We start from the raw sequence: 22,450 nt of genomic DNA, 5'->3' as shown, positions 1-22,450 counted from the left end.
ATCCTTATTCAGTACAGGTGGGATAAACGGTACAATCGCGTCCATCTGGCATTTTAAAGGGCTTAAAATCGGTAGTATTGCCGCGACAAAACGCATAAGGATCTTCGAGGCTCTTTCCCATGCACCGTTTCCAGCCTTCAGGAAATTTAACCCATGTATCTCCCATATATGGGGTTTCTTCCGTGGCAATTGAAAATACAACTTTGATCGTTTTGCCCGCGAGCTGTGCTCGTTGTATGGGACCCTTTTCAACTTCGTCACTCACCTCGTTGGGCGCTGTGACAGATTTACATTTCAAAATCTTCACGATGTAACGATCGGGTCCAGCGGTGCGAAACAACCATTGACACTGCTTTTGCTTTATCAAGGCTTCGGGAGGTCTTGGTCTTTCTGAACTTCTATCCTCAAACGAAACCCCTGTGTGTGCCCTACCTACATTCCGGAAGTCAGCACCATATTTGGCATCAACCTCATACGCGAAGGTATCAAGCACCAAGGGGCACCCCCCTTCGATGCTGGTTAGCGGTACTTCGAATTGCGCTGTCTGGGCGTCGTTACTAAACTTTTGCTCGAAGAACTTCAATCCGGGGTAGCTTCTGCTTTTTCGAGGTGGGACTGTACAACTCTCTCCCGTACGAGGCACATAGGACGCTTCGCCTTTAATGCTGAATCCGGGTGGAAGTTCAGTGATCAGCGTAAAGCTATCCTGTTGTGCGACGGAGCAAGCTGTAGCCCCAAACGTTCCCAAACCGATAGCCGCTGCTCGAACAAGTCCAGTGTAAAAGTCTCGATAAAACATTTTATAGTCCTTGTTCGGTGCAGTTGGGGTAGACAGTGCAATCACGTCCATCCGGCATTTTGAATGCTTTAAACTCAGTTTTATTGTCTCCGCAGAACGCATAAGGATCCTCAAGGCTGTCACCCATGCAACGTTTCCAGCCCACCGGAAACCTTACCCAGTTGTCACTTATGGCCGGGCTCTCTTCGCTTGAAATAGCGAAAGCTACGTTTATTGTCTTTCCTGCGAACTGAGCGCGTTGCATGGGACCTTTAACATCTGTGTCACTTGCCTGATCCTGACGTTCTACAGATCTACATTTCAGAAGTTTTACGATGTAGCGTTTTGGTCCTGCGGTGCGAAAAAACCATTCACACTGTTTTTGCAAGACTAGAACGGGAGGAGGGGCCGGACTTTCTACATTTCCGTCCTGAAACGAAATTCCTGTATGGGCCCTACCTACATTTCGAAAGTCAGCACCATATTTAGCGTCAACCTCATATGCGAAGTTATCAAGTACCAAGGGGCAGCCACCTTCGTTACTGGTTAGTGGTACTTCGAAATGCGCTGTCTGAGCGTCGTTATTAAGCTTTTGCTCAAATAACTTTAATCCAGGATAGCTTCTGCTTTTTCGAGGAGGGACCGTGCAAGTCTCACCCGTACGCGGCACATAAGACGCTTCACCTTTAATGCTGAACCCCGGCGGCAGCTCCGTCAGTAACGTAAAACTGTCAGTAGGCTTGATGGTCGAACAACCAGAAGCCACCATCACACCCGCTACAGCAGAAAACCAAAGCACACGTCTAGCAGCGCCAGCCGGCACAAACTTACTCACGCTCTGGTTTGCCCAAACTCGCATCAAACACCCGCTGACACCGCGCAAAATGCTGCTCTGGGGTTTCACTCGGTAATGGCTGCCAAGCCACGTCGTCCGCGCATTTGGGATCAAGTCTGAGACTGAGCATGAATTCACGTTGATCAGGCGTATTCCATTGCCAGGCTTCGAGCAGGTCCATCTGTTCTTCCAGCCACTCACGAACATTGCGGGTTTCGGAAAGCCTGGCGGCCGCTTCGGTGTGGTACACCAGCAGCCAACGTTTCAGGTTTTCGCGCAGGATGCTGCGGGTACGCTCCGGCGAGTTTGGAATTCGCAACCACGGCGCCGGATTTGGCACCGGGTACATGCCGGGGCGGGCGTTATCGGCGCTTTTCCATTGCTCCTCGTCCCAATACAGCACGCTGCTGATCGGGCCTAACAGTAACGGCCGTTCGGTCTCGCTCAAGTTAGCGAGGCAACGAGCCATCACCCGATTGTCCTGAAAACGGAACAACGATCGCTCGCCGTCTTCTTCAATGACCATCCGTGCCTGCCAGTGTTGGGTCAGGCCGTCGAGGTCGGCTTTTTCCATGCTGCCGATCCAGCCCCAGTTGCGCTGCGGGTCGTCGAGCAGTTTGCGGAAGGCATCGGCGTTGGGTTCGTGCAGCTCGGTCAGCCACGGGCTGATGGCGGCGAAGTCGGCATATTGGGTGCGTCGATAGAGCTGCACCGAGCGCTTCATCAATCCGGCGCTGTAGAGCGAAGTGACCGGGTTCGGTTCAGCGAGGCTGTCGAGGGCCAGGATCAGCACGCGATTGAGTTTTGCCTGTTCGCCGAGCCAGTTGTTCAGTGCGTCGCTCATGCTGCAGTCCCCAGATCGCACTTGCCTTCACGGCAGGCTTCGCAAATCGGGCAACGTATGTCGCCCGCCGCACGGGCGGCTTTGGCCATGGCCATTTGTACGGCGGCCGGGACGAGCAGGGCGCCGGCCTTGTCCTGGGCGGCGGCCCACGGGATGACGGGCGGCAGAATCTGAATCCCTGTCCCCACCCCAGGCGAGCCCCCGGTGTTCACCTTCACCTCAGCCCCACTAATCGTCACGCCCCCCGCATCAACCTTGACGAAACTCCCGCCAGCCTTGGCTGTCAGTTCCATCCCGCCTTCAACCACGACCTTCTCGCCAGCGTGGTAATGAATCTCCTGACCCGCCTCGACAAACTGCGCCGTCCCGACCTTCACATGCTGGGTCACCGCCACGGTCAGGTGATCATCCGCCCGCGCTTCGGTTTTGCGGTCCAGATGGGTGATGCGGTGTTCTTCAACCTTGAACTCGCTGAAAACATTGGCTTCGACCGTGTCATGGCGTTCATTGCCGATGCGGATCTTCTGGTCATGCTCGATGTTTTCGTCCCAGTCGCGCTGGGCGTGCAGGTAGATCTGTTCCGCACCTTTCTTGTCTTCGATACGAAACTCGTTGTAACCCTTGCCGCCCGGTGAGCTCAGGGTCTTGAAGGTGCTGCGGGTCTTGTTGGCGGGCAGGTCATAGGGGACGACGTTTTCCTTGTGGAACAGGCAGCCGGTGACCAGCGGTTGGTCGGGGTCGCCTTCGAGGAAGGTGACGAGGACTTCCATGCCGACGCGCGGGATGGCGATGCCGCCGTAGGCACTGCCGGCCCAGCCGGTGGCGACGCGTAGCCAGCAACTGGTGTTGTCGTTGGCCTGGCCGTCGCGGTCCCAGTGGAATTGCACTTTGACGCGGCCGTATTGGTCGCAGTGGATTTCTTCGCCCGGCGGGCCTGTGACGATGGCAGTCTGGCTGCCCAGGACTTTCGGTTTCGGGTGATCGAGGGCAGGGCGGAAGTGCGCGTCCCACGGGGTGGCGAGGAAGGTGTTGCGGTAACCCTGATGGAAATCGTCTTTGTTGTGGGTGACGTCGCTGGTGACGTTTTTGCCGAGCACTTGCGGCTGCTTGCCTTCGTGCACGACTTCGAGCAACAGCCAGAGATCGTTCCACTCGGCACGCGGGTGTTCACTCAGGGCCATGAAGTGGCCGCTGACCAGGGTGGGTTCGTCGCCTTTGCCTTCGGCAAGTTTGTAGTCGCTGCGATGGCGTTCCAGCGCGCGGGTCGCCAGTTGTTTGCCGCGTGCACGGTCGGTGAAGCGGCCGGGGTAGTCGTAATCTTCAAGGTCCGGGGCGAAGGTGGTCTTGGCGGCGCCTTCAGGGAGGATGCGTGGTTTTTCGAAGTCGTAATCGCGGCGGCTGACGCGGGAGGTGCGGGTTTCCAGGCGCAGGTTGAAGCGCTTGATCACCGGTTTGGTGGCGGCCATACCGGAGTCTTGCTGGTAGGCCACGGGCGACAGTTTGCGGAACACTGTCTGGTCATCGCCGAACACCAGTTTGTGGCCGCTGGCGCTGTGCTGGAAGTGGAAGTGAATGCCTTCCTCTTCACACAAGCGCTGGATGAAGTGCAGGTCGGATTCGTCGTACTGCACGCAGTAATCGCGTTCGGGGTAGATCGCGCCGAGCTGGAAACTGTAGGCATCAGCCAGGATGCCGCGCGCCTCAAGTACCTGGGCGATAATTTTCGGCACACTTAAATGCTGGAAAATCTGCTGGTCATGGTTGTGACGCAGGTAAGCGAGTTGCGGGACCAGGCTGATGCTGTAGCGCGTCAGGCTTTTGCCGGAATCGCCTTGCTCGATGCGATAGACCAGACCGTGGATGATGCCTTTGCCGGTGGCGCCGAAGGTCAGGCAGCCTGGCTTGTGCAGCAACTCTTCGAGTTTCAGGTCGGGACGGGCGCTGACCAGTTCGATGTCGAAGCAGAACGGCTGGTTGAGGGTTTCGCGACCGACGAAGCTGAGCACTTGCAGGTCAACGGAAACGCCTTCCAGCGTCAGGGAAATATGGGTTGCGTTCGCGTCCAGCATGCCTTTAATTCCGTCCTTTGAATAAGCTGGTGCGGATGGTGCAGCATTAAACCGCCCCGTTCAAGGCGCAAATGCCGTAGGCGTGGATGCGTTGTGCTATCGGGAAAACCCTTAGATATAGGGTTTCGGCCAATGATTGCGGGGGATACTTCGTCGTCCGTTCCTGAACATGACAGCGTCATACCCTTGTGGCGATCCGGAATTGACAGTCATTTTCAGGCGTTCGGTAGTGTGACCGCAGGATTGGCGGTGTGTGTTACACCGCCATCGCGAGCAGGCTCGCTCCTACATTGGATCGTTGCCGAGCACAATATCCGTGTTCACTGAAGATCTACTGTGGGAGTGAGCCTGCTCGCGATAGGGGCCTGTCAATCAGCGAAGATCTAATTGATGCCGATACGGCAAATCCGGCCCGGTCTTGCTGCACGTCAGCGCCGCTGCCTGCACCGCAAACTTCAACATCCCGTCGATTTGCTCGCGCTCAAGCGATTGCACGCCCTCGACCGAATCCAGCTGCTGTTCCGTCAACCAGGTAATCAACGCCGCCTGGAACGTATCGCCAGCGCCCACGGTGTCGGCGATTTTCACCGAGCAGGCCGGCACCGACCATGAGCCATGCTTGCGGCTGAACACCGTCGCCCCTTCGCCACCAAGGGTCAGGAATACCAACTGACAGCGATGCTGCAGCCAGCCTTCAATCACCCGCTGCGGATCCTGCTCGGGGTACAACAGGCTCAAATCTTCATCGCTGACCTTAATCAAGTCAGCCAACTCTACCAGCGTCGCAACACGCGAACGCCACAGATTGATGTTCGGCTCAGGATTGAGTCGCACATTCGGATCAAGGCTGATCAAACGTTTACCGCTTTCCCTCTGCACCAACGCCAGCAGCGTGTCGGCAATCGGCTGCACCACCAGCGAATACGAGCCGATGTGCAAACCGCGCACGTCAGGCCCCAGCTCAGGCAGATGCTCAGGTTTGAGCTGCCGATCCGCACAACCTTCACCGCGAAAGCTGTAGTGCGGCGAGCCATTGGCACCGACGGCAACCATCGCCAAGGTCGTAGGTGCGGCGAAATCGACCAAATAGTCGGGACGCACGCCTTCATCTGAAAGCACTTGCTGCAAACGCCGGCCAAGGTAGTCGGTCGACAACCCGGCAAACAGCGCCGACTCGACACCCAACCGCCGCAGTCCGACCGCGACGTTGAACGGCGAACCGCCGGCAATCGCCTTGAAATTCACTTTTGAAGCCAGGCCGCTGGCGTCGTCTTCACTGAAGAAATCGAACAGCGCTTCGCCACACACCAGATACATAATTGTTCACTCTTTAAAGGGTTGCGACATGCTGTTGATAGCGCTCATAGGCCTGCTGACAGGCCGCTACATTGTCGGCAATCGGCAAGGTTTCACTGGCCGGATCGAGCTTCACGCAACGCTCGCAAAGGTCCGCCAGACTCTCCTCGTGGCCGTTTGCCCAAGACTTGCACCACGCCGCCTGGATCGCCGCGCCGAGGGCGGCGGCTTCGCTTTGCTCGGTGCAGATGACCGGGGTGTTCATGATGTCGGCGACCATCTGCCGCCATACCGGGCTTTTCGAGCCGCCGCCGATCAGGCAAATGCTGCGGCTTTGTAAGCCATTCTGGCGCAGCAGGTCCAGTCCATAACGCAAACCGAAGGTCGTGCCTTCCACCACGGCGCGGCACAGGTTGGCCTGGGTCAGGTTGGTCATCGTCAAGCCCAGCAGGCTGCCGGTGGCATGGGGCAGGGCGGGGACGCGCTCGCCGTTGAGGAATGGCAGCATGCACACGCCTTCGGCGCCGATGGGTGCTTGCGCGACCAAGTCGTTGAACTGCTCGATATCGAGATCGAACAGCTCGCGAATAACCCCGGTGGCGTTGGTCAGGTTCATGGTGCAGATCAGCGGCAACCAGCCACCGCTGGAAGAACAGAACGTCGCGACCGACGCATCCGGGCTGACTGTCGGCTGGTCGGAATAGGCGTACACCGTTCCCGACGACCCGAGGCTCATGGTGATGGCGCCGGGCTTGATGTTGCCGGTGCCGATGGCGCCCATCATGTTGTCGCCACCCCCGCTGGAGACAAGCGCCTGCGGGTTGATGCCCAAGAGCTCGGCGATGCCTGGCAGGATCGTGCCGACCGCTTGATGCGCATCGATCAATTCCGGCAACGCGGCTTGCAGGCGTCCGCTCGAGTCGATGTCGCGCAGCAACTGCAAGTCCCATTGGCGGGTTCGCACGTTGAAATATCCGGTGCCGGAGGCATCGCCGTACTCACTGCAACTGCGGCCGGTGAGCCAGTAGTTCAGGTAGTCGTGGGGCAGGAGGATGCGGGCGATTCGGGCAAAAATGTCCGGGTGCTGTTCTTTGGTCCACAGCAGTTTGGAAACGGTGTAGCCCGGCGCAATGACCACGCCGAGGCGCTCCAGCGAGCCCTTTTCGCCGCCAAGGTGGGCCAGCAGACGGTCGTTTTCCGGGGCGGATTCGGTGTCGCACCAAAGCTTCGCCGGACGCAGCGCCCGGCCCTGGTCGTCGAGCAGCACCAGGCCGTGTTGCTGGCCGGAGACGCCGATGCCGAGGATGTCCTGACCGTCGACTTTCGCGGCGAGCAACGCACGGCGGGTGGCCAGGGTGAAGGCTTCCAGCCACTGATTGGTGTCTTGCTCGCGACGACCGTTGGCGCCGCTGAACAAGCTGTGCGCGGCGGCGCCCTGTCCGAGGACCTGGCCGCTGTGGGCGTCGAGGATCACGGCTTTGGTGCCTTGGGTGCCGCAGTCGATGCCGAGGAAGAGGTGTTGGTCTGTCATGGAAAATCCTTGGATCGTCAGGTCAATCTAGGTGAAGCCATTCGCGGGCAAGCCTCGCTCCTACAAGGTTAGTGTCGAGCGCGGATCAGATGGTTGACCCCGGACCTGTAGGAGCGAGGCTTGCCCGCGAAGACGGCGGTGGTCTCACCGCCATGCTTACGCCAACACCCGCTCCAACGTCCGCGTCACTCCCACCTCCCGCAAGCTGTTACAGCACCATTCAAACGCCGCCACAAACTCGGGCGAACGCGGAATTGCTGTCCCGAAAATCTCCTCGACTTCGAGCAACCGCTGGGTAATCAACACATCATCCGCCACCAAGGCCTGGCAGAACGTCGCCCGCGGATCGGGAATCGAATAGGTATCCCCATTCTCATCCACCCCCTTCAAATACAACGCCCAGGCCGCGACCACCAGCGCGGCACGCTTAGTCTCCTGGCCATCGGCAATCAGCCGATTGATCGTCGGAATGGTGAACTTGGGAAACTTCGACGATCCGTCCGAACACACACGTTCCAGCTGATCGGCAATCGCCTGATTGGAGAAGCGCGCGACCAGCGTGTTTTTGTAATCCGTGAGATCAATCCCCGGCACCGGCGACAGCTGCGGCGTGACATCCAGGTCCATGTAGGCACGCATGTAGCGCACAAACAGCGGGTCGTTCATGGTCTCGTGCACGAAGCGATAACCCTTCAGGAACCCCAGATACGTCAGGGCCAGATGACTGCCGTTGAGCAGTTTGATCTTCATCTCTTCATACGGCGTGACGTCGTCTGTGAATTGCACGCCGACCTTTTCCCAGGCCGGACGCCCGTTGACGAACTTGTCTTCCAGCACCCACTGCACAAAAGGTTCGCAGACCACCGGCCAGGCATCGTCCAGCGCATGTTTGTCAGCCAGTTGCAGGCGGTGCTCAGTGCTGGTCATCGGGGTAATGCGGTCGACCATGGCGTTGGGGAAGCTGACATGGCTGTCGATCCAGTCGCGCAGATCGGCGTCGCGCAAAGCGGCGAAGGCCAACAAGGCTTTACGGGTGACCGCGCCGTTGTGCGGCAGGTTATCGCAAGACATCAAGGTGAAGGCCGACGTGCCGGCGGCGCGGCGTTTGGCCAGCGCGGCGCAGAGAAAGCCGAACACGGTTTTCGGTGCGCTCGGGTTCGCCAGGTCGTACTGGATTTGCGGCAGGTGCGCCATGAACTCGCCGTTGCTGTCATCGATGCAGTAACCGCCCTCGGTGATGGTCAGCGAGACAATGCGGATCTCTGGACTGGCGAGTTTGTCGATCAACGCCTGCGCACTGTCTTCGGCCAGCAGCATGTCGCGAATCGCGCCGATGACCCGGACCTCGGTGTCGTCGGTGTCGCCCAGCTCGAACAGGGTAAAGAGGTAATCCTGCTCTTTCAGATCGTCACGGGCGCGGCGGTCTTCGGCGCGCAGGCCGACCCCGCAGATCGCCCAGTCGAGACCTTCGCCGGTGTTCATCAAGGCGTCGGTGTAATACGCCTGATGGGCACGGTGAAAACCGCCGACGCCGATGTGTGCAATGCCTTGGCGCGTGTCGCTCAGGGTGTAGGCGGGCAGGACCACCTCGGGGGCGAGGCGGTTGAGGTTCTGTTTATTGAGTTTCATCAGAGGCTCTCTAAATCAGGCCGCTGCGCGCAGCGGGCGGGTCAGCGCCACGCCGTCGGCATCGAATAAATGGCAGTGTTCGGCGTCCAGGTGCAGGCTCAAGGCTTCGCCGTAACGGCTGGCCAGGTCGCCACGAACCCGCATGGTCAGCGCTTCGCCGGAAGCGGTCATAACGTGGCAGAAGGTGTCGCTGCCCAGGCGTTCGCTGACGTCGGCGGTGACCTGCAAAGTGCAGTCGCCGGTTTGCGCCAGATTCAGGTGTTCCGGGCGAATGCCTAGGGTTACCGCGCCACCGACGCTCAGATTGGCGCCGCTCAGCGGCAACGAGATGCGGGTGCCGGCGTCCAGCAGCACTTCGCAGCTTTGGCTGTCGACGCGGGTAACTTTGCCCTTGAGGAAGCCCATTTTCGGCGTGCCGAGGAACCCGGCGACAAACAGGTTGGCCGGTTGGTGATACAGATCCAGCGGCGAGCCGACTTGCTCGATTTTGCCGCCGTTGAGGACGACCACTTTGTCAGCCATGGTCATGGCTTCGACCTGATCGTGGGTCACGTAGATCATTGTCGCTTGCAGGTCTTTGTGCAGGCGCAACAGCTCCAGGCGCATCTGCACCCGCAGCGCGGCGTCGAGGTTGGACAGCGGTTCGTCGAACAGGAAGATTTTCGGGTTGCGCACGATCGCGCGGCCGATGGCTACGCGTTGACGCTGGCCGCCAGACAGTTGCTTCGGCTTGCGCTCCAGCATCGGTCCCAGTTCAAGGATGCGCGCCGCTTCGCCGACTTTTTTCTCGACTTCAGCTTTCGGCACACCGGCCAGATCGAGGGCAAACGACATGTTTTTGCGCACGCTCATGTGCGGGTACAAGGCGTAGGTCTGGAACACCATCGCCAGGTCGCGCTTGGCCGGGCTGACTTCGGTGATGTCGCGGCCATCCAGCTCGATAGTGCCGCCGCTGACTTCTTCCAGCCCGGCGATCAGGCGCAGCAAGGTGGATTTGCCGCAGCCCGACGGGCCGACGAAGACCACGAATTCCTTGTCGTTCACTTCCAGGTCGATGCCTTTGATGATGGAAAAGCCTTCGAAGCCTTTTTGCAAATTCTTGATTTTCAGGTTGGCCATGATGATGGGCCTCCACTTGTTGTTATTCAGTTGAGCCCAGTGGGCTTTTGTAGGAGCCGGCTTGCTGGCGATGAGGCCATTAAATGTGCATCGGTCTTTAGGCCGTCATCGCCAGCAAGCCGGCTCCTACAGGGTGCGTGTTCGGTCAGTCATTCGCGTTGGGTCGGCGATCCTCATTTGACGGCGCCGAACGACAGGCCGCGGACCAATTGTTTCTGGCTGATCCAGCCGAAGATCAGGATCGGCGCACAGGCCAGCGTCGACACTGCCGACAACTTGGCCCAGAACAGGCCTTCAGGGCTTGAGTACGAAGCGATCAATGCGGTCAGCGGCGCGGCTTTGGACGAGGTCAGGTTCAGCGACCAGAACGCCTCGTTCCAGCAGAGGATCAGCGACAGCAACACCGTGGAAGCGAGGCCACCCTTGGCGATCGGCAGCAGCACCCGGACCATTTCCTGCCACAGCGTGGCACCGTCGAGGCGTGCGGCTTCGAGGATGTCTTTGGGGATGTCCTTGAAGTAGGTGTAAATCATCCAGACCACGATCGGCAGGTTGATCAGCGTGTAAATCACGATCAGCGCGATGCGCGTATCGAGCAGGCCGAAGCTCTTGGCCAGCAGGTAGATCGGCATCAGCACGCCCACCGGCGGCAGCATCTTGGTGGAGAGCATCCACAGCAGCGTGCCTTTGGTGCGCTGGGTTTCGTAGAACGCCATCGAGTAGGCCGCCGGCACCGCGATCAGCAGGCACAGGGCCGTGGCGCTAAACGAAATCACCACCGAGTTCCAGGCAAAGCTGAAGTAATCGCTGCGCTCGTTGATGTGCAGGTAGTTTTCCAGCGTTGGCGTGAAGATGAACTGCGGCGGCGTGGCGAAGGCGTCGATTTCGGTTTTGAAACTGGTCAGCACCATCCAGAAGATCGGAAAGAAAATCAGGATCGCGATGGCCCAGGCCAGGGTGCCGAGCAGCAGGCTTTGCAGACGGCGGGATTGTTGAAGAGTCATGGCGCAGGCCTCAGGCTTTGTCTGTCAGGTTTTTGCCGATCATCCGTACCAGCACGATGGCCGCGATGTTGGCAATCACCACCGCGATCAATCCGCCAGCGGACGCCATGCCGACGTCGAACTGCACCAGCGCCTGGTTGTAGATCAGGTACGCGAGGTTGGTCGAGGCGTAGCCGGGGCCGCCGTTGGTGGTGGTGAAGATTTCGGCGAACACCGAGAGCAGGAAGATGGTTTCGATCATCACCACCACCGCAATCGGCCGCGCCAGGTGCGGCAGGGTCAGGTGCCAGAAAATCGCAATCGGCCCGGCACCATCGAGGCGCGCGGCTTCTTTCTGTTCCTGGTCGAGGGACTGCATGGCGGTCATCAGGATCAGGATCGCGAACGGCAGCCACTGCCAGGACACAATGATGATGATCGACAGCAGCGGGTAGTGCGCCAGCCAGTCCACCGGCTGCGCACCGAACAGCTTCCAGACGTAGGCGAGAATCCCCGAGACAGGATGGAAAATCAGGTTCTTCCAGATCAACGCACCGACGGTGGGCATGATGAAAAACGGCGAGATCAGCATTACCCGCACGATGCCGCGACCGAGGAACTCACTGGCCTCCAGCAACGCACTGATCAGCACGCCCAGCACCACGCTGATCAGCAACACGCTGCCGACCAGCAACAGGGTGTTGGTGGCGCCGGGCATGAACCCGGAGTCAGTCAGGAAGTACGTGAAGTTCTCCAGCCCGACAAATTGGTTTTCGCCGGGGTACAGCAGGTTGTAGCGGATCATCGAAAAGTAAACGGTCATGCCCAGCGGGACGATCATCCACAGCAGCAACAACGCCACCGAGGGACTGACCAGAAACCAGCCGGGATTGGCCAACCGGCTTTTACGCACCGGTTGGTGGATGTCCATGTGAGCTTTGGCAGTTGAAATATTCATGGCGATCACTTGCTCGTAATACGGCGAGTTCCCTGTGGCGAGGGAGCTTGCTCCCGCTGGACTGCGCAGCGGCCCCAAACCGGTAAACGCGATACATCAGACAGGCCGCATTTTCCGGGTTTACGACTGCTTCGCAGCCGAGCGGGAGCAAGCTCCCTCGCCACAATTTGGATAGCAGCGGGTTACTTTGGATAACCGGCGCGCTTCATCTCACGTTCGGTTTGTTGTTGTGCGGCCGCCAACGCCTGGTCGACCGTGGTCTGGCCGATCAGCGCCGCCGAGAACAACTTGCCGACCTGGGTACCCACCGCCTGGAATTCAGGAATGGTCACCAACTGGATGCCGATGTAGGGCACCGGTTTGAGGGTCGGCTTGCTCGGGTCCGCCGCTTTCAGCGATTCCAACGTGACTTTGGCAAACGGCGCAGCGCTCATGTACGCCTCGCTGTAGGTCGAGGCTCGGGTGCCAGGCGGCACGTTGGCGATGCCGTCTTTTTCGGCGACCAGGGCGCCGTATTCCTTGGAAGTGGCCCAGGCACTGAAGGTTTTAGCCGCGTCCTTGGCCTTGGAACTGGTCGGAATTGCCAGCGCCCAGGAATAGAGCCAGGCCGAGCCTTTGTCAGTGGTCTCGTGGGGGGCGAAGGTGAAGCCAACGGACTCGCTGACCTTGCTTTGAGTCTTGTCGGTGACAAAGGAGCCGGCGACGCTGGCGTCCACCCAGATCGCGCACTTACCGCTGTTGAACAGCGCCAGGTTTTCGTTGAAACCGTTGCTGGAAGCACCCGGAGGGCCGGACTTCTTCATCGTCTCGACGTAGAAGTTCAGGGCGTTCTTCCACTCGGGGCCGGTGAATTCCGGTTGCCACTTCTCATCAAACCAGCGCGCGCCGTAGGCATTGGCGACGGTAGTGATCAGCGCCATGTTCTCGCCCCAGCCGGCCTTGCCACGCAGGCAGATGCCGTACTGTTCTTTGTCTTTATGGGTGAGCTTGCTGGCGAATTCGCCGATCTGCGTCCAGGTCGGGTGCTCAGGCATGGTCAGCCCGGCGTCTTTGAACAGATCGGTGCGGTAATAGGTGATGGAGCTTTCCGCATAAAACGGCAGGGCGTAGAGCGTGCCCTTGACCGAAAGGCCTTCACGCACCGAAGGGAAGACATCGTCGAGGGCGTAAGTGGCCGGCAAGTCCTTCATCGGCTCCAGCCAGCCCTTGGCCCCCCAGAGTGCGGCTTCGTACATGCCGATGGTCAGCACATCGAACTGCCCGCCCTGAGTGGCGATGTCGGTAGTCAGGCGTTGACGCAGGACGTTTTCTTCCAGCACCACCCAATTGAGCTTGATGTCCGGGTGCTCGGCCTCGAAGGTTTTCGAGAGCTTTTGCATGCGGATCATGTCGCTGTTGTTGACGGTGGCAATGGTCAGGGTCTGAGCGCCGAGGCTGACGCTGCTGAGGGTCATGCAGGTGAGGGCAAGCAGAGCTTTTACAGAAGGTTGCATCGTGCACTCCTTTTCTGCACCCATGGGTTACAGAAGGACAGTTATTGTTTTTGTGTCTTCCTGCGGGGGAAGAATGTGCACTGATTACAGCGTTCAATTGAAGATGTGACAAATCATCCGTCGCACTTGAATCGATACTATTTTGCACTCGATCTGGAAAGGCAGAATTTAACGCTTGGCGCCCTGTAGCAGCTGCCGAAGGCTGCGTTCGAGGGCGGAGCCCTCGCCGGAGCGGAGTTCAGGGTAATTCTGGAAGATTGTGGTCGTGCGTTTGGCGCCTGCTGCGCAGTCGAACGCAGCCTTCGGCAGCTGCTACAGGGACAGGGGTCAGTGCTGATTTTGCTCAGTCAACCGCTGCACCGCCAGCCGCCGGTAATGCGAAGGCGTCATGCCCTTGAGTTGCTGAAAACGCCGATTGAAGTTGGAAATATTGTTGAAGCCCGATTCGAAACACACATCGGTCACCGGTTTGTCGCCATCGGCCAGCAACTCACAGGATTTGCTGATACGCAGGCGATTGACGAACTCGATGAAGCAGCGCCCGGTAGCCTGCTTGAACACCCGGCTGAAATAAGTCGGCTTCATGCCCAAGTGCTCGGCAACCTCCTCGAGCGGCAGGTCCCGGGCGTAATGCGCAAAGATGTAGTCCACCGCCCGGTTGGTGCGATCGATGTTGTGTTCATCCGCCAGTTGCGGCGTGGTTGCACCCGACAACAATTGAAAATCATCAGAAGCTGCGAGCAGCTCGAGCAGAATAAAAAAGTGCCCAAGCCGGGTGATGCCCTGCGTATCGGCAATGCGTTGCATCAAGGTCATGGCCTGGCGGATGGTGCGCTTGCAACGAAATTCGATGCCGTACTGCGCACGCTCCAGTAGTGGCTCCAGGGTCCTGAGTTCCGCGAACACCTGATGACCGCTCTCAAACAACTCATCGGTGAAATTGACCAGCATGTCGCGTTTGGGCACTACCTCGTCTTCGGCCACCTGGCTGATCCAGTTGTGGGGAAGATTGGGGCCGGTCAGGAACAGGGATTCCGGGTAAAAGTTGCCGATGTAGTCGCCGATGAACACCTTGCCGGAACTGGCGACGATCAGGTGCAGTTCGTATTCCTTGTGGAAATGCCAGCGCACCAAAGGGCAGGGGAATCCATGCTGGCGATAGATGATCGACAACCCGTTGTGGTCGTCCATCAGTTCGTAGGAAGGATCGGTGACTCTGGCGGTTCGGGTCATGTCAGGGCGCTTCTTATTGTCATTGCGCCCTGATCATGCCTCTTTCCAGGCCTGTAATGCCAGCTGCAACGCTCCGAGCGTTACGCCGGGTTCCGATCATGCAACGCATGACCGTAAACCGCTTTCATACTGGTTGCCGTCCAGCAATAACGTACGATCTCTGACTCGTCGAAAAAGTCGGTATTGATGATGCTGCAGCGCGTCACCCAGTCCCGGGTTGGATTGAACCAGTCATTGATCTGGTTCTTGATGTCTTGAGGGCCTCCCAGAAACGCGTAGCTGGTGGCCGATAACGACCATAGAAATGTTCCGAAAGGCGGGTTTTTAAGGGTGTTGGAAATATGGGTCTTCAGATCTTCGGTGTCGGTAAATCGACTGCTGCTCCACTTGTGTGTAATGCGCGGCCAGAAGTAATCCTCATGCAGTTCCTGCCGTGAAGGCGCCGCCAGCACCACCCTGCGGCGAGTGCTGATCCGCTTGAGTTCGCCAATGGTTTTTGTGTCGTTGTCGGGCGGGATGACCCGCTGTCCGAGTCGACTGACCAGCAGGTCATTGAGTTTCTGAAAATCAAAGGGTTTGGACCCATCTGCGAGCTCATGGAAATCCAGCACAATGAATTCATCCGGATTACGCTCAAGAAACGCTAGTACATCCGTGATCAGTTCATCGAGGACGCGATGGGACTGGTATCCATTGTGATGAAAATAGAAGATCGACTGGTCAGCACCCTCCCTGTAGCCCAAGCGAATATCAAAGGCCCGTACGCCGTTAGACAGTTGCCAGGCAAATGAACCGTTTTGACACGTCGTCCAGTTGCCGATCACCACTTCATAATTAGGCGCTTGTTTATCCATGCCGGCGTTATGGGCGCCGGGCCAGACAACGTCGGTCAGTTTAATCCGATCGATGTCGACGACATTGCTCATCCACTTTTGTTTGTCGAGATTCCCTTCTATAGACACTGCCATATTTACTCCTGTTGGTTATCTTCACCCCATCCATTGGGCGAGTTGATTGATGTGTATGGCAAAGCATAGAAAAGCATCAGGATAATGCCAGCAACGGAAACATTTTTATAAATATAGCTAATTGATGGCGCGGCGAAAGTTGCACTTTGATCCCGGTATTAGCGGTGTTTGGCGTTCGCCTTGATGATGTTGGCGTCCCGACACTGGCGTACCAAGTTCGATGCTTCTAAAAAGTCAATATTGATAATGCTGCTCTTTAGTACCCAATCGTTAACAGCAGGATCAAACCATTGATCAAGGTGTTCCGCGATATTCACCGGCCCTCCCACCGCATGGTAGCTGGTAGCGGACAGTGACCATGGCAGGCCGCCAGGCGGGTTCTTCATCACCTGTGTGATGTGGGTGACCAGCTCGCTGACGCTGGTGGTCGCGATACCGCTCCATTTGTGTTCAATTTGCGGACAAAACCAGCGCCAGTCGAGGTCCGGATGACTGCCAGTGCACACCAGCACGCGTTGAACGTCGCTGACCTGCTTCAGTTGGCCCAGTGTCAGATGAGCATTGCCTGAAGGGATCATCCGGTCACCCAGGTGCGTCAACATGAGCCTGCTGAATTCCCTGAAATTGAAAGGAATGCTGTCCGACTTCAACTCATGAAAATCGAGCAGGATGAATTCGTCAGGATTTTCCTGAAGAAAACGGATAACGCTCGTGATTACGTTTTCCAATGAGCGGGAAGACCGGAAACCATTGTGTTGAAACCAGAACACAGGAACGCCGTTACTTTTGACTTCATAGTCCAGCCTTAAGTCAAGCGCGCGAGCGCCTTTGGTTAACTGGAAGTAAAAGGAGTTGTTTTGGCAGGCCGCCCAGTGGCTCACGCCGGGTGCTACGTAAGAGGCTTTCTTATCGACGCCTGCATTGTGAGCGCCTGGCAGGGTAAGTTCCGTGAGCGATAAAGAATCCAGAGCGGGTGTGTCACTCATCCAGTTGTTAAGTGTGAGGTTCTGGTTTTCGTGTGGGGAAAATTTAACATTGTTTGTAAGGGTGTTAGTCATGATGCATCCTTGCATATTTAGTAAGTAGTTAGTGTGGTAATCGCTTTCGTTTAACGTTAAGCGATCCAGTGCCTATTTATAAACATGCCCCCATCAAAAAAACAACTTATGGTTGATGCAAAACGTATCTTCAGAGTTGTTTTAGTATCAGGCGTCTTCTTTGTGGCGATTCTTCGCTTCAATCCATTGCGACATGTACTGAGTGCTCTTGTGCTGATGATGTCGCAACATGCTGCCGGTGAAATTATCTCGGCGAATAGAGGACAGACGTTGTCGGCAGTCCTCGAGTCTGGCAATCAACGCCGGTCCATGAATACCTTGCTGGTAACGATTCGCCAATAATTCCAACCCAAGCGTCTGTGCCTTCAACCACTGCGTTTTGTCCCTATAGAGTTGCACTGCGCAATCAGCGAACGCCTGGGCCGATCGGGTGATCGATCCGGGCCACGGCTCGTCGCCGTGCATGGCCTCCGCGCCTATCGGGGTGGTGACGTTCGGTGTGCCGCAAATCATTGCATCAATGACCTTGCCTTTGATCCCGGCACCAAATCTTAGCGGCGCCAGACACACGCGCGCCGCCGACATCACTTGCAAGGCATCTTCCGCCCAGTTCATGACATGAAAACCCTGGGCCGGGTTATGCAGTGCGGTGGCCTTGGGCGGCGTGTAGGCGCCATAGATGTGCAGCTGAGCGCTGGGCAGTTGTTCGCGGATCAACGGCCAGATCGCCGTTTTCATCCAGAGCACCGCATCCCAGTTCGGTGCATGTCGAAAATTTCCGATGCTGAGAAAGTGCGCCCGATCTTCAAAGGCAGGCGATTGCACGCTCGGCGGTTCGACCATCAGCGGACACCAATGCAGCAAGTTGCGCGGCATGTTGAATTGCTCGACCAGCAACTCGATTTCCACTTCAGAGATCATCAGGTTCAAATCGCACCGATACAGTGCCGCAATCTCACGTTTCGCCAGATCGGTATCAGCCATCAGTTCGAACTCTTCGCGCAATGCTGGCGCGAACAGGTCGCTGAAATCATTGTTGTCGTCGCTGCCCTTCAAGCGATCCTTGAGGCGCTGATGCCGGGCGTGTCGCAAGCTTTGCAAATCCGAAGTTTCAAGTACACGCAACGCGTCAGGACAGTGCTTCTCCACACGCCAGCCGAACTGCTCCTCCATCATGAACTGGTCAAACAGCACGATGTCCGGTGCCAACTCTCTGATAAACGCGTCGAAACTGCTGTTGTTCAGCTCGATTGGTACTTCGCGAATGCCCATCGCCGTCAAGTCCGCCCGGTGTTCTCCGGTGCCGGCCGGGCTGCTGAATGTTATGTCCCAGCCCTTTTGCAGGAACGTATCGAGGATTTGCATCACATGCCCACTGGCGGCGGAAGAACGAGGCTCGGGCCAGACGTAACCGATGACCAGGACTTTGGTGGCGGGCGGCTGAGTCATGAACGGTGATCCTTTGCAGCAAGCGAGGGGGGCGAAAAAGGGCGCAATTAAACCACAGTACAGTAGTGGTCGCATGCGCCCGGTTTCAGTAGCTTGGTACGTCGGAAACTCAGAGGATGTTGATTTTTACCAGTGTCTGCCCGCTGATGAGTTCATGATTTGCATTTTTGAGTGCCGCTTTCATGATCGCTATATTCTGTTGATACGCTTGTTTGTTGGTCTTTAATTGGCTTAGCAGCGATGTCGCCAATGCAAACGAGTCGGCATTTTTAAACGCCGTGCCGCGGTTGTAGTTGGTATTTGGAAAGCTTGGCAAGCCCATGGATATCTTGCCGTTGGCCAGATTCAGGAGTGGACTTACGTCCAATTGCTGAGAACCACGCTCATAGATTCCGCTGTGTTCGGCGTAGGCGAAATCTTTGGTTTTCGGCGAGCCGTGGAAAATTTCATGAACGAAAGTATCGGCAGTAATGCCCGGGTTGAAATGATCCTTACGATAAGCTTCGTTGAAGTTGTTGCTGTGGACCCTGATGAATTCGTGATGGGTATTTTGTGCCTTGTTGCCGGTCTTCCAATCGTTGTAAATCCCCCAATGCAGCTCGGCTATTGCGTCGCTTTCTTTACCGCTGTCGATTATGAAGTTGCCGGGTTTGATATTTGAAAGATCCTCTTTGACTGCCATCAGGTAGTCGCGGTAAGTGCTTCGGGCTGCTGAAGAGTCATTCGCAAGCAGAAGGTCAAGAACCGCATTCGATTCCTGAATCAGCGTTGGGTCATTCAATACGTTGATGGCATCATCTACTTTTCTGCTGGCGAGTGGTAAACCTTCTTTGATCACTGTACGAGCATAGCTTTTAGGCATGACTTTATGCCAGTGAGGGATGGGCAGTTTAAGTTTGAAATCAAATCCCTTCAGTTTCGCTCCCCAAGGCTCGCCCGATCGGTTCAGAGCGTACCACTCGTCATTGCGGCGTAAAGCCCATACCTGGAAGGCCTCTTGGGAAGTTTGCGCGGGACGCCAGGTTCCCAGGCGAATAGTGTCAGGGTCGACGGTTGCGGCCAGTTGGCGGTGTGGCGTTACGCCCGCCCATTTGCGCGCGTCGATAACCGCGTTGTCCAATGCGGCCACGCTGCTGCGCCACGTTTTGCGCAACAGTTTTGCGCCCTGTAAAAACAAGTCGGATGCTCCGTCCAGCGGATTGAGCAGGGTGCTCACCAATCCGAGTCCCGTCGAAGCGATCTTGCTGGCCTTGGTAGCAATGCTCATGCTTTTGGCGGCCAGGCTGGCAGTCCGAGCGACGGCTCCGACGACTAACAAAACGGTCATCGCAGCTTCTAAAGTACAGGCCGCCACCCCTTGGAATTGTCGATCAAGATCGTCTGAGCTCAGGTCTTCAATACAGGATTTGAAGGGCACGACAAAGTTGAGAAACGTATCCAGATCCTTTTCCCGTTTTGCGCGCAATGCCTCCAGCCTGGTCTGTCCCCAGCACTCTTTCACCAATTCGTCGTAGGTCGCGAGGGGTCTGTGCTTGAGTACGAAGTTCACCAATGGGTCGAACTCTGTCGAATAGAAACTCTGGTAATAACCGTTGATTTCTGGCGCCAGTGGGGACGCTGACAATTCACCGATTTTTTCGATTACACCAGGACTGTCGTTGACGAGGCCGGGCGTGACCCCGTGGGTATAACACTCGATGTTCGTGGGCAGCTGGAGCACCTTCGCAGGAGGAGAATAGTTTTTCTCACTGCTGCGAACGGTTGTGTTTAAAAGATTTTCCCCTTGGATAAGTGCAGCCAGCCCGGTGTTTTCGCGACAGGTTCCGTGCAAGGTGAATAATTCGTAACACGTCACTCGGCCTTCGAAGTGCGAACAGATGACTACACCGTAGCGACCCTTTGCCTCATCTATGTCCTTATGACTTTCAGTGGGTTTGCGCTCGGTCACCTTCAGGACCGCTTCAATGGTCGAGGCTATGGGATTCGTGGGAAGGCTGGTGATCGAGTGGAGTTTCGCGACTGACGGTCTTACGGTGAACATCGTCAACTTGCCTTTTAGCAGGCGTGTCCGATCAGGCAGTGGCATTGATGAAAAAGCCTGCTTCAAATGCATGTTCATTGCTTGTACATGCACCACATAGTCGCGATTGAATTGACGGTGAAACTCACCGTCAGGAGAAATCAGGTTAGGAAGCATTTTGGGAAACGCTTTGTAAATACTTTCGCCATTCTTCAGATCCCAGTCACCGGTCCCCAGATCATTGGACATGTGCAGTTCGACAGGCGATACGGGGAACGGGTCGGCGTAAGCGTCCTCCAGCGGTCGATTTTTCTGTTGGTGAAGGACGTCGTTTTCAAGATAGGTACATCCTTTGGCGACCTGCGTGAGGATGTCCAGTGCCACGCTTTTGCGAGTTGGCAGGGGGCGAGACAATGTTTCAGCGGTTTCGGCAAGCGTCTTGGCATGTCGGGCGTACGCGCCTAATGCCACTTCAAGCGAGTCCGTGACCGACTTCTCTACGTCATCCGGCGTGATGATTTCGTTGAGCAGCCCCCAATCAATCACCGGGTCCACGGCAGCCAGAGCGTCAAGCGTCTTTCGCGACTCGGAGACCGAATCAAACTTCGACAGTTGGCGTAGCTCTGCATAAGTCATCGAGCGCGTCGATCCCGGCGCAATGATTTCCTGCACCGAGACGATCCGGCAAAATTCGACCCATTGCGGCGTGCCCAATGACAGGGTGGAAGGCATATTTCTTACCAGAAATTCCGGTGCGGCCTCTGCCAGCAACAGGTGAGCGGCCAGTGCCGCATTGCTTTCGGTAATCCGGTGGTTCTTGATCAGGTGCCTTTCGAATTCCGTTTGAATGTCGGCGAAGGATTTTTCCATGTGCTCGACAGCATACAAGTTGAAACCTGCCACATGATTGCGAGGCTCTTGTTCGCCGACGCCCGGATGTAGATCGAGCAAGAGCGAAGTCAGCATTATTTGCTTGAACGACTCATCTGATTGGGGTTGGTTTTCTTGCGCCCCATACCAGCCCAGATCCCGCACGTAAGCGTTGGCCCAGTCAAAAGCGATGGGACTGGAAACAAGTTTTTCAAGAACGCTCTCCGCCTCCGAGCGTTTGAAGGGGGTAGACCGTCCTCCCAAAATGCTATTGACCAGATGCTCAAGTAACGACTGATCCTTGATGTAACTGGTGATGAGTTTGCGGAATTCACTGCGCTGAACGGCAGAAAGAGTGACTGAATTCTCTCCCCCGACTTTGACCATTTCCCAATAATTACCAAGCGGTGGACTCACTGGAGGCTTCAGTTCCATGAATGCTGTCAGCCTGGAAACTTCGGCGGCAGTTTGGGGAATGATGTAATCATGGAATTTCAGCCATTGCGCCAATTCGACATGGTCAGCGAGAGAGATGACGCCACCGGTCAATTGCGCCATTTCAACCAATGCATGAAGATCATCTGTCAGGTCCGGTGCAAGTTTGAATGCGTTCGCAAAGCCTACTGTTTTGCCAGAGTACCTTGCGTTTACTTCGCCTTCGGAAGTTACCTCGAACAGTGAGTGCTCGGGAATGTGGAAGGTTGCCATCAATTTTTTGAAAGAATTTTGTTCGGACATTTTCTGCAGCAGGTCCCTGCCGGGTTGCAGAGCGTCATCAAGCGTCGACCTGGCCTCCAGGGAGATGAGGGCTCCTTTCAGGTTGATGGCTTGCGAAGGGCTGAGTTCTTCTCCTCGCTGATTTAGTTTGTATACAACCTCTATTCGCTCATTAATGTCGCTCTGAACATGGCGATATTGAATGGTGGTGTCGGGAACAGATCGGGATAAGAAACGTTGAGCGGGAGAGTTTGCAAATTTGAGGGTCATGATTAAATCCATGTTTTTGGTTGGTGTTTGAGAGATCCTCTTTTGTTGTCTTGCATTAATCAAGAGTTGCTATGTAAGTGCGCTTTGCTGGTGTCGTTAGTTCTGAGCTATGTCATTGATAACCTGTCCATGTAAGGCGATCCCTTCGTTGCCATTTGAAGGGATTTGATTGTCGATATATCTATTAATAATGCTCTTTACTTTGTTTTCTTGACTCGGGTTGTGAGGCTTTGGGGCTGATGCGACAAGCGCGCGATTAAACCATAGCTAGCCGCACGGGATCATTGCGATACGACAGCGATTGAGGAGTTCTGGCATAAAACGGCGGCC

16 protein-coding genes are annotated in these 22,450 nt (G+C 56.4%); all 16 read right to left on the bottom strand.

From position 1 onward, the window contains the following. Positions 1–4: 4 nt before the first annotated feature. Positions 5–799 (bottom strand): hypothetical protein, encoded by a 795-nt coding sequence (locus tag ACA070_RS15945; RefSeq protein ID WP_497447418.1) that lies wholly within the window; start codon positions 797–799, stop codon positions 5–7. Between the two features lies 1 nt (position 800). Further along, on the bottom strand, positions 801–1,613 hold the full coding sequence (locus ACA070_RS15940; protein WP_497447417.1) for a hypothetical protein: 813 nt from the start codon (positions 1,611–1,613) through the stop codon (positions 801–803). After that, positions 1,606–2,457: a DUF4123 domain-containing protein gene (locus tag ACA070_RS15935; protein ID WP_497447416.1), complete on the bottom strand. Its 852-nt coding sequence runs from the start codon at positions 2,455–2,457 to the stop codon at positions 1,606–1,608. Before ACA070_RS15935 ends, ACA070_RS15940 begins: the two co-directional genes overlap by 8 nt. Next, positions 2,454–4,526, bottom strand: coding sequence for a type VI secretion system Vgr family protein (locus ACA070_RS15930; RefSeq protein WP_497447415.1), 2,073 nt, complete (start codon positions 4,524–4,526; stop codon positions 2,454–2,456). Before ACA070_RS15930 ends, ACA070_RS15935 begins: the two co-directional genes overlap by 4 nt. A gap of 372 nt (positions 4,527–4,898) precedes the next feature. Continuing rightward, the gene (locus tag ACA070_RS15925) at positions 4,899–5,843 is read right to left on the bottom strand and encodes a carbohydrate kinase family protein (protein WP_497447414.1); all 945 of its coding nucleotides are present in this window, start codon (positions 5,841–5,843) and stop codon (positions 4,899–4,901) included. Positions 5,844–5,856: 13 nt separating this feature from the next. Beyond that, positions 5,857–7,353: a xylulokinase gene (xylB, locus tag ACA070_RS15920; protein ID WP_497447413.1), complete on the bottom strand. Its 1,497-nt coding sequence runs from the start codon at positions 7,351–7,353 to the stop codon at positions 5,857–5,859. 156 nt (positions 7,354–7,509) lie between these two features. Next, positions 7,510–8,982, bottom strand: a complete 1,473-nt coding sequence (locus tag ACA070_RS15915; RefSeq protein WP_497447412.1) for a mannitol dehydrogenase family protein — start codon at positions 8,980–8,982, stop codon at positions 7,510–7,512. A gap of 15 nt (positions 8,983–8,997) precedes the next feature. Then, positions 8,998–10,101, bottom strand: coding sequence for an ABC transporter ATP-binding protein (locus ACA070_RS15910; RefSeq protein WP_497447411.1), 1,104 nt, complete (start codon positions 10,099–10,101; stop codon positions 8,998–9,000). A 173-nt stretch (positions 10,102–10,274) separates the two neighbouring features. Then, entirely contained in the window at positions 10,275–11,105 is an 831-nt protein-coding gene (locus ACA070_RS15905; RefSeq protein ID WP_007936731.1) for a carbohydrate ABC transporter permease, read from the bottom strand. Between the two features lie 10 nt (positions 11,106–11,115). Further along, positions 11,116–12,042, bottom strand: a complete 927-nt coding sequence (locus tag ACA070_RS15900) for a carbohydrate ABC transporter permease (protein ID WP_497447410.1) — start codon at positions 12,040–12,042, stop codon at positions 11,116–11,118. A 182-nt stretch (positions 12,043–12,224) separates the two neighbouring features. Next, positions 12,225–13,535 (bottom strand): ABC transporter substrate-binding protein, encoded by a 1,311-nt coding sequence (locus ACA070_RS15895; RefSeq protein ID WP_497447409.1) that lies wholly within the window; start codon positions 13,533–13,535, stop codon positions 12,225–12,227. Between the two features lie 327 nt (positions 13,536–13,862). Next, positions 13,863–14,768, bottom strand: coding sequence for an AraC family transcriptional regulator (locus ACA070_RS15890; protein ID WP_497447408.1), 906 nt, complete (start codon positions 14,766–14,768; stop codon positions 13,863–13,865). A gap of 80 nt (positions 14,769–14,848) precedes the next feature. Then, on the bottom strand, positions 14,849–15,736 hold the full coding sequence (locus tag ACA070_RS15885; protein WP_497447407.1) for a phosphatidylinositol-specific phospholipase C domain-containing protein: 888 nt from the start codon (positions 15,734–15,736) through the stop codon (positions 14,849–14,851). A 158-nt stretch (positions 15,737–15,894) separates the two neighbouring features. Further along, the gene (locus ACA070_RS15880) at positions 15,895–16,794 is read right to left on the bottom strand and encodes a phosphatidylinositol-specific phospholipase C domain-containing protein (RefSeq protein WP_497447406.1); all 900 of its coding nucleotides are present in this window, start codon (positions 16,792–16,794) and stop codon (positions 15,895–15,897) included. Positions 16,795–16,941: 147 nt separating this feature from the next. Next, on the bottom strand, positions 16,942–18,243 hold the full coding sequence (locus tag ACA070_RS15875; RefSeq protein WP_497447405.1) for a glycosyltransferase: 1,302 nt from the start codon (positions 18,241–18,243) through the stop codon (positions 16,942–16,944). Between the two features lie 109 nt (positions 18,244–18,352). Continuing rightward, on the bottom strand, positions 18,353–22,120 hold the full coding sequence (locus tag ACA070_RS15870; RefSeq protein ID WP_497447404.1) for a hypothetical protein: 3,768 nt from the start codon (positions 22,118–22,120) through the stop codon (positions 18,353–18,355). Positions 22,121–22,450: the final 330 nt, after the last annotated feature.

Source organism: Pseudomonas sp. LBUM1678, assembly GCF_059695575.1.
This window is presented reverse-complemented; position numbering and strand designations above follow the sequence as displayed.

Bases quoted from the DNA above. Each gene is read 5' to 3' on its own strand.
- ACA070_RS15915 (WP_497447412.1), bottom strand. From the start codon at position 8,982: ATGAAACTCAATAAACAGAACCTCAACCGCCTCGCCCCCGAGGTGGTC.
- ACA070_RS15875 (WP_497447405.1), bottom strand. From the start codon at position 18,243: ATGACTCAGCCGCCCGCCACCAAAGTCCTGGTCATCGGTTACGTCTGG.
- ACA070_RS15870 (WP_497447404.1), bottom strand. From the start codon at position 22,120: ATGACCCTCAAATTTGCAAACTCTCCCGCTCAACGTTTCTTATCCCGA.
- ACA070_RS15925 (WP_497447414.1), bottom strand. From the start codon at position 5,843: ATGTATCTGGTGTGTGGCGAAGCGCTGTTCGATTTCTTCAGTGAAGAC.
- ACA070_RS15895 (WP_497447409.1), bottom strand. From the start codon at position 13,535: ATGCAACCTTCTGTAAAAGCTCTGCTTGCCCTCACCTGCATGACCCTC.
- ACA070_RS15910 (WP_497447411.1), bottom strand. From the start codon at position 10,101: ATGGCCAACCTGAAAATCAAGAATTTGCAAAAAGGCTTCGAAGGCTTT.
- ACA070_RS15890 (WP_497447408.1), bottom strand. From the start codon at position 14,768: ATGACCCGAACCGCCAGAGTCACCGATCCTTCCTACGAACTGATGGAC.
- ACA070_RS15885 (WP_497447407.1), bottom strand. From the start codon at position 15,736: ATGGCAGTGTCTATAGAAGGGAATCTCGACAAACAAAAGTGGATGAGC.
- ACA070_RS15930 (WP_497447415.1), bottom strand. From the start codon at position 4,526: ATGCTGGACGCGAACGCAACCCATATTTCCCTGACGCTGGAAGGCGTT.
- ACA070_RS15945 (WP_497447418.1), bottom strand. From the start codon at position 799: ATGTTTTATCGAGACTTTTACACTGGACTTGTTCGAGCAGCGGCTATC.
- ACA070_RS15905 (WP_007936731.1), bottom strand. From the start codon at position 11,105: ATGACTCTTCAACAATCCCGCCGTCTGCAAAGCCTGCTGCTCGGCACC.
- ACA070_RS15880 (WP_497447406.1), bottom strand. From the start codon at position 16,794: ATGACTAACACCCTTACAAACAATGTTAAATTTTCCCCACACGAAAAC.
- xylB (WP_497447413.1), bottom strand. From the start codon at position 7,353: ATGACAGACCAACACCTCTTCCTCGGCATCGACTGCGGCACCCAAGGC.
- ACA070_RS15935 (WP_497447416.1), bottom strand. From the start codon at position 2,457: ATGAGCGACGCACTGAACAACTGGCTCGGCGAACAGGCAAAACTCAAT.
- ACA070_RS15900 (WP_497447410.1), bottom strand. From the start codon at position 12,042: ATGAATATTTCAACTGCCAAAGCTCACATGGACATCCACCAACCGGTG.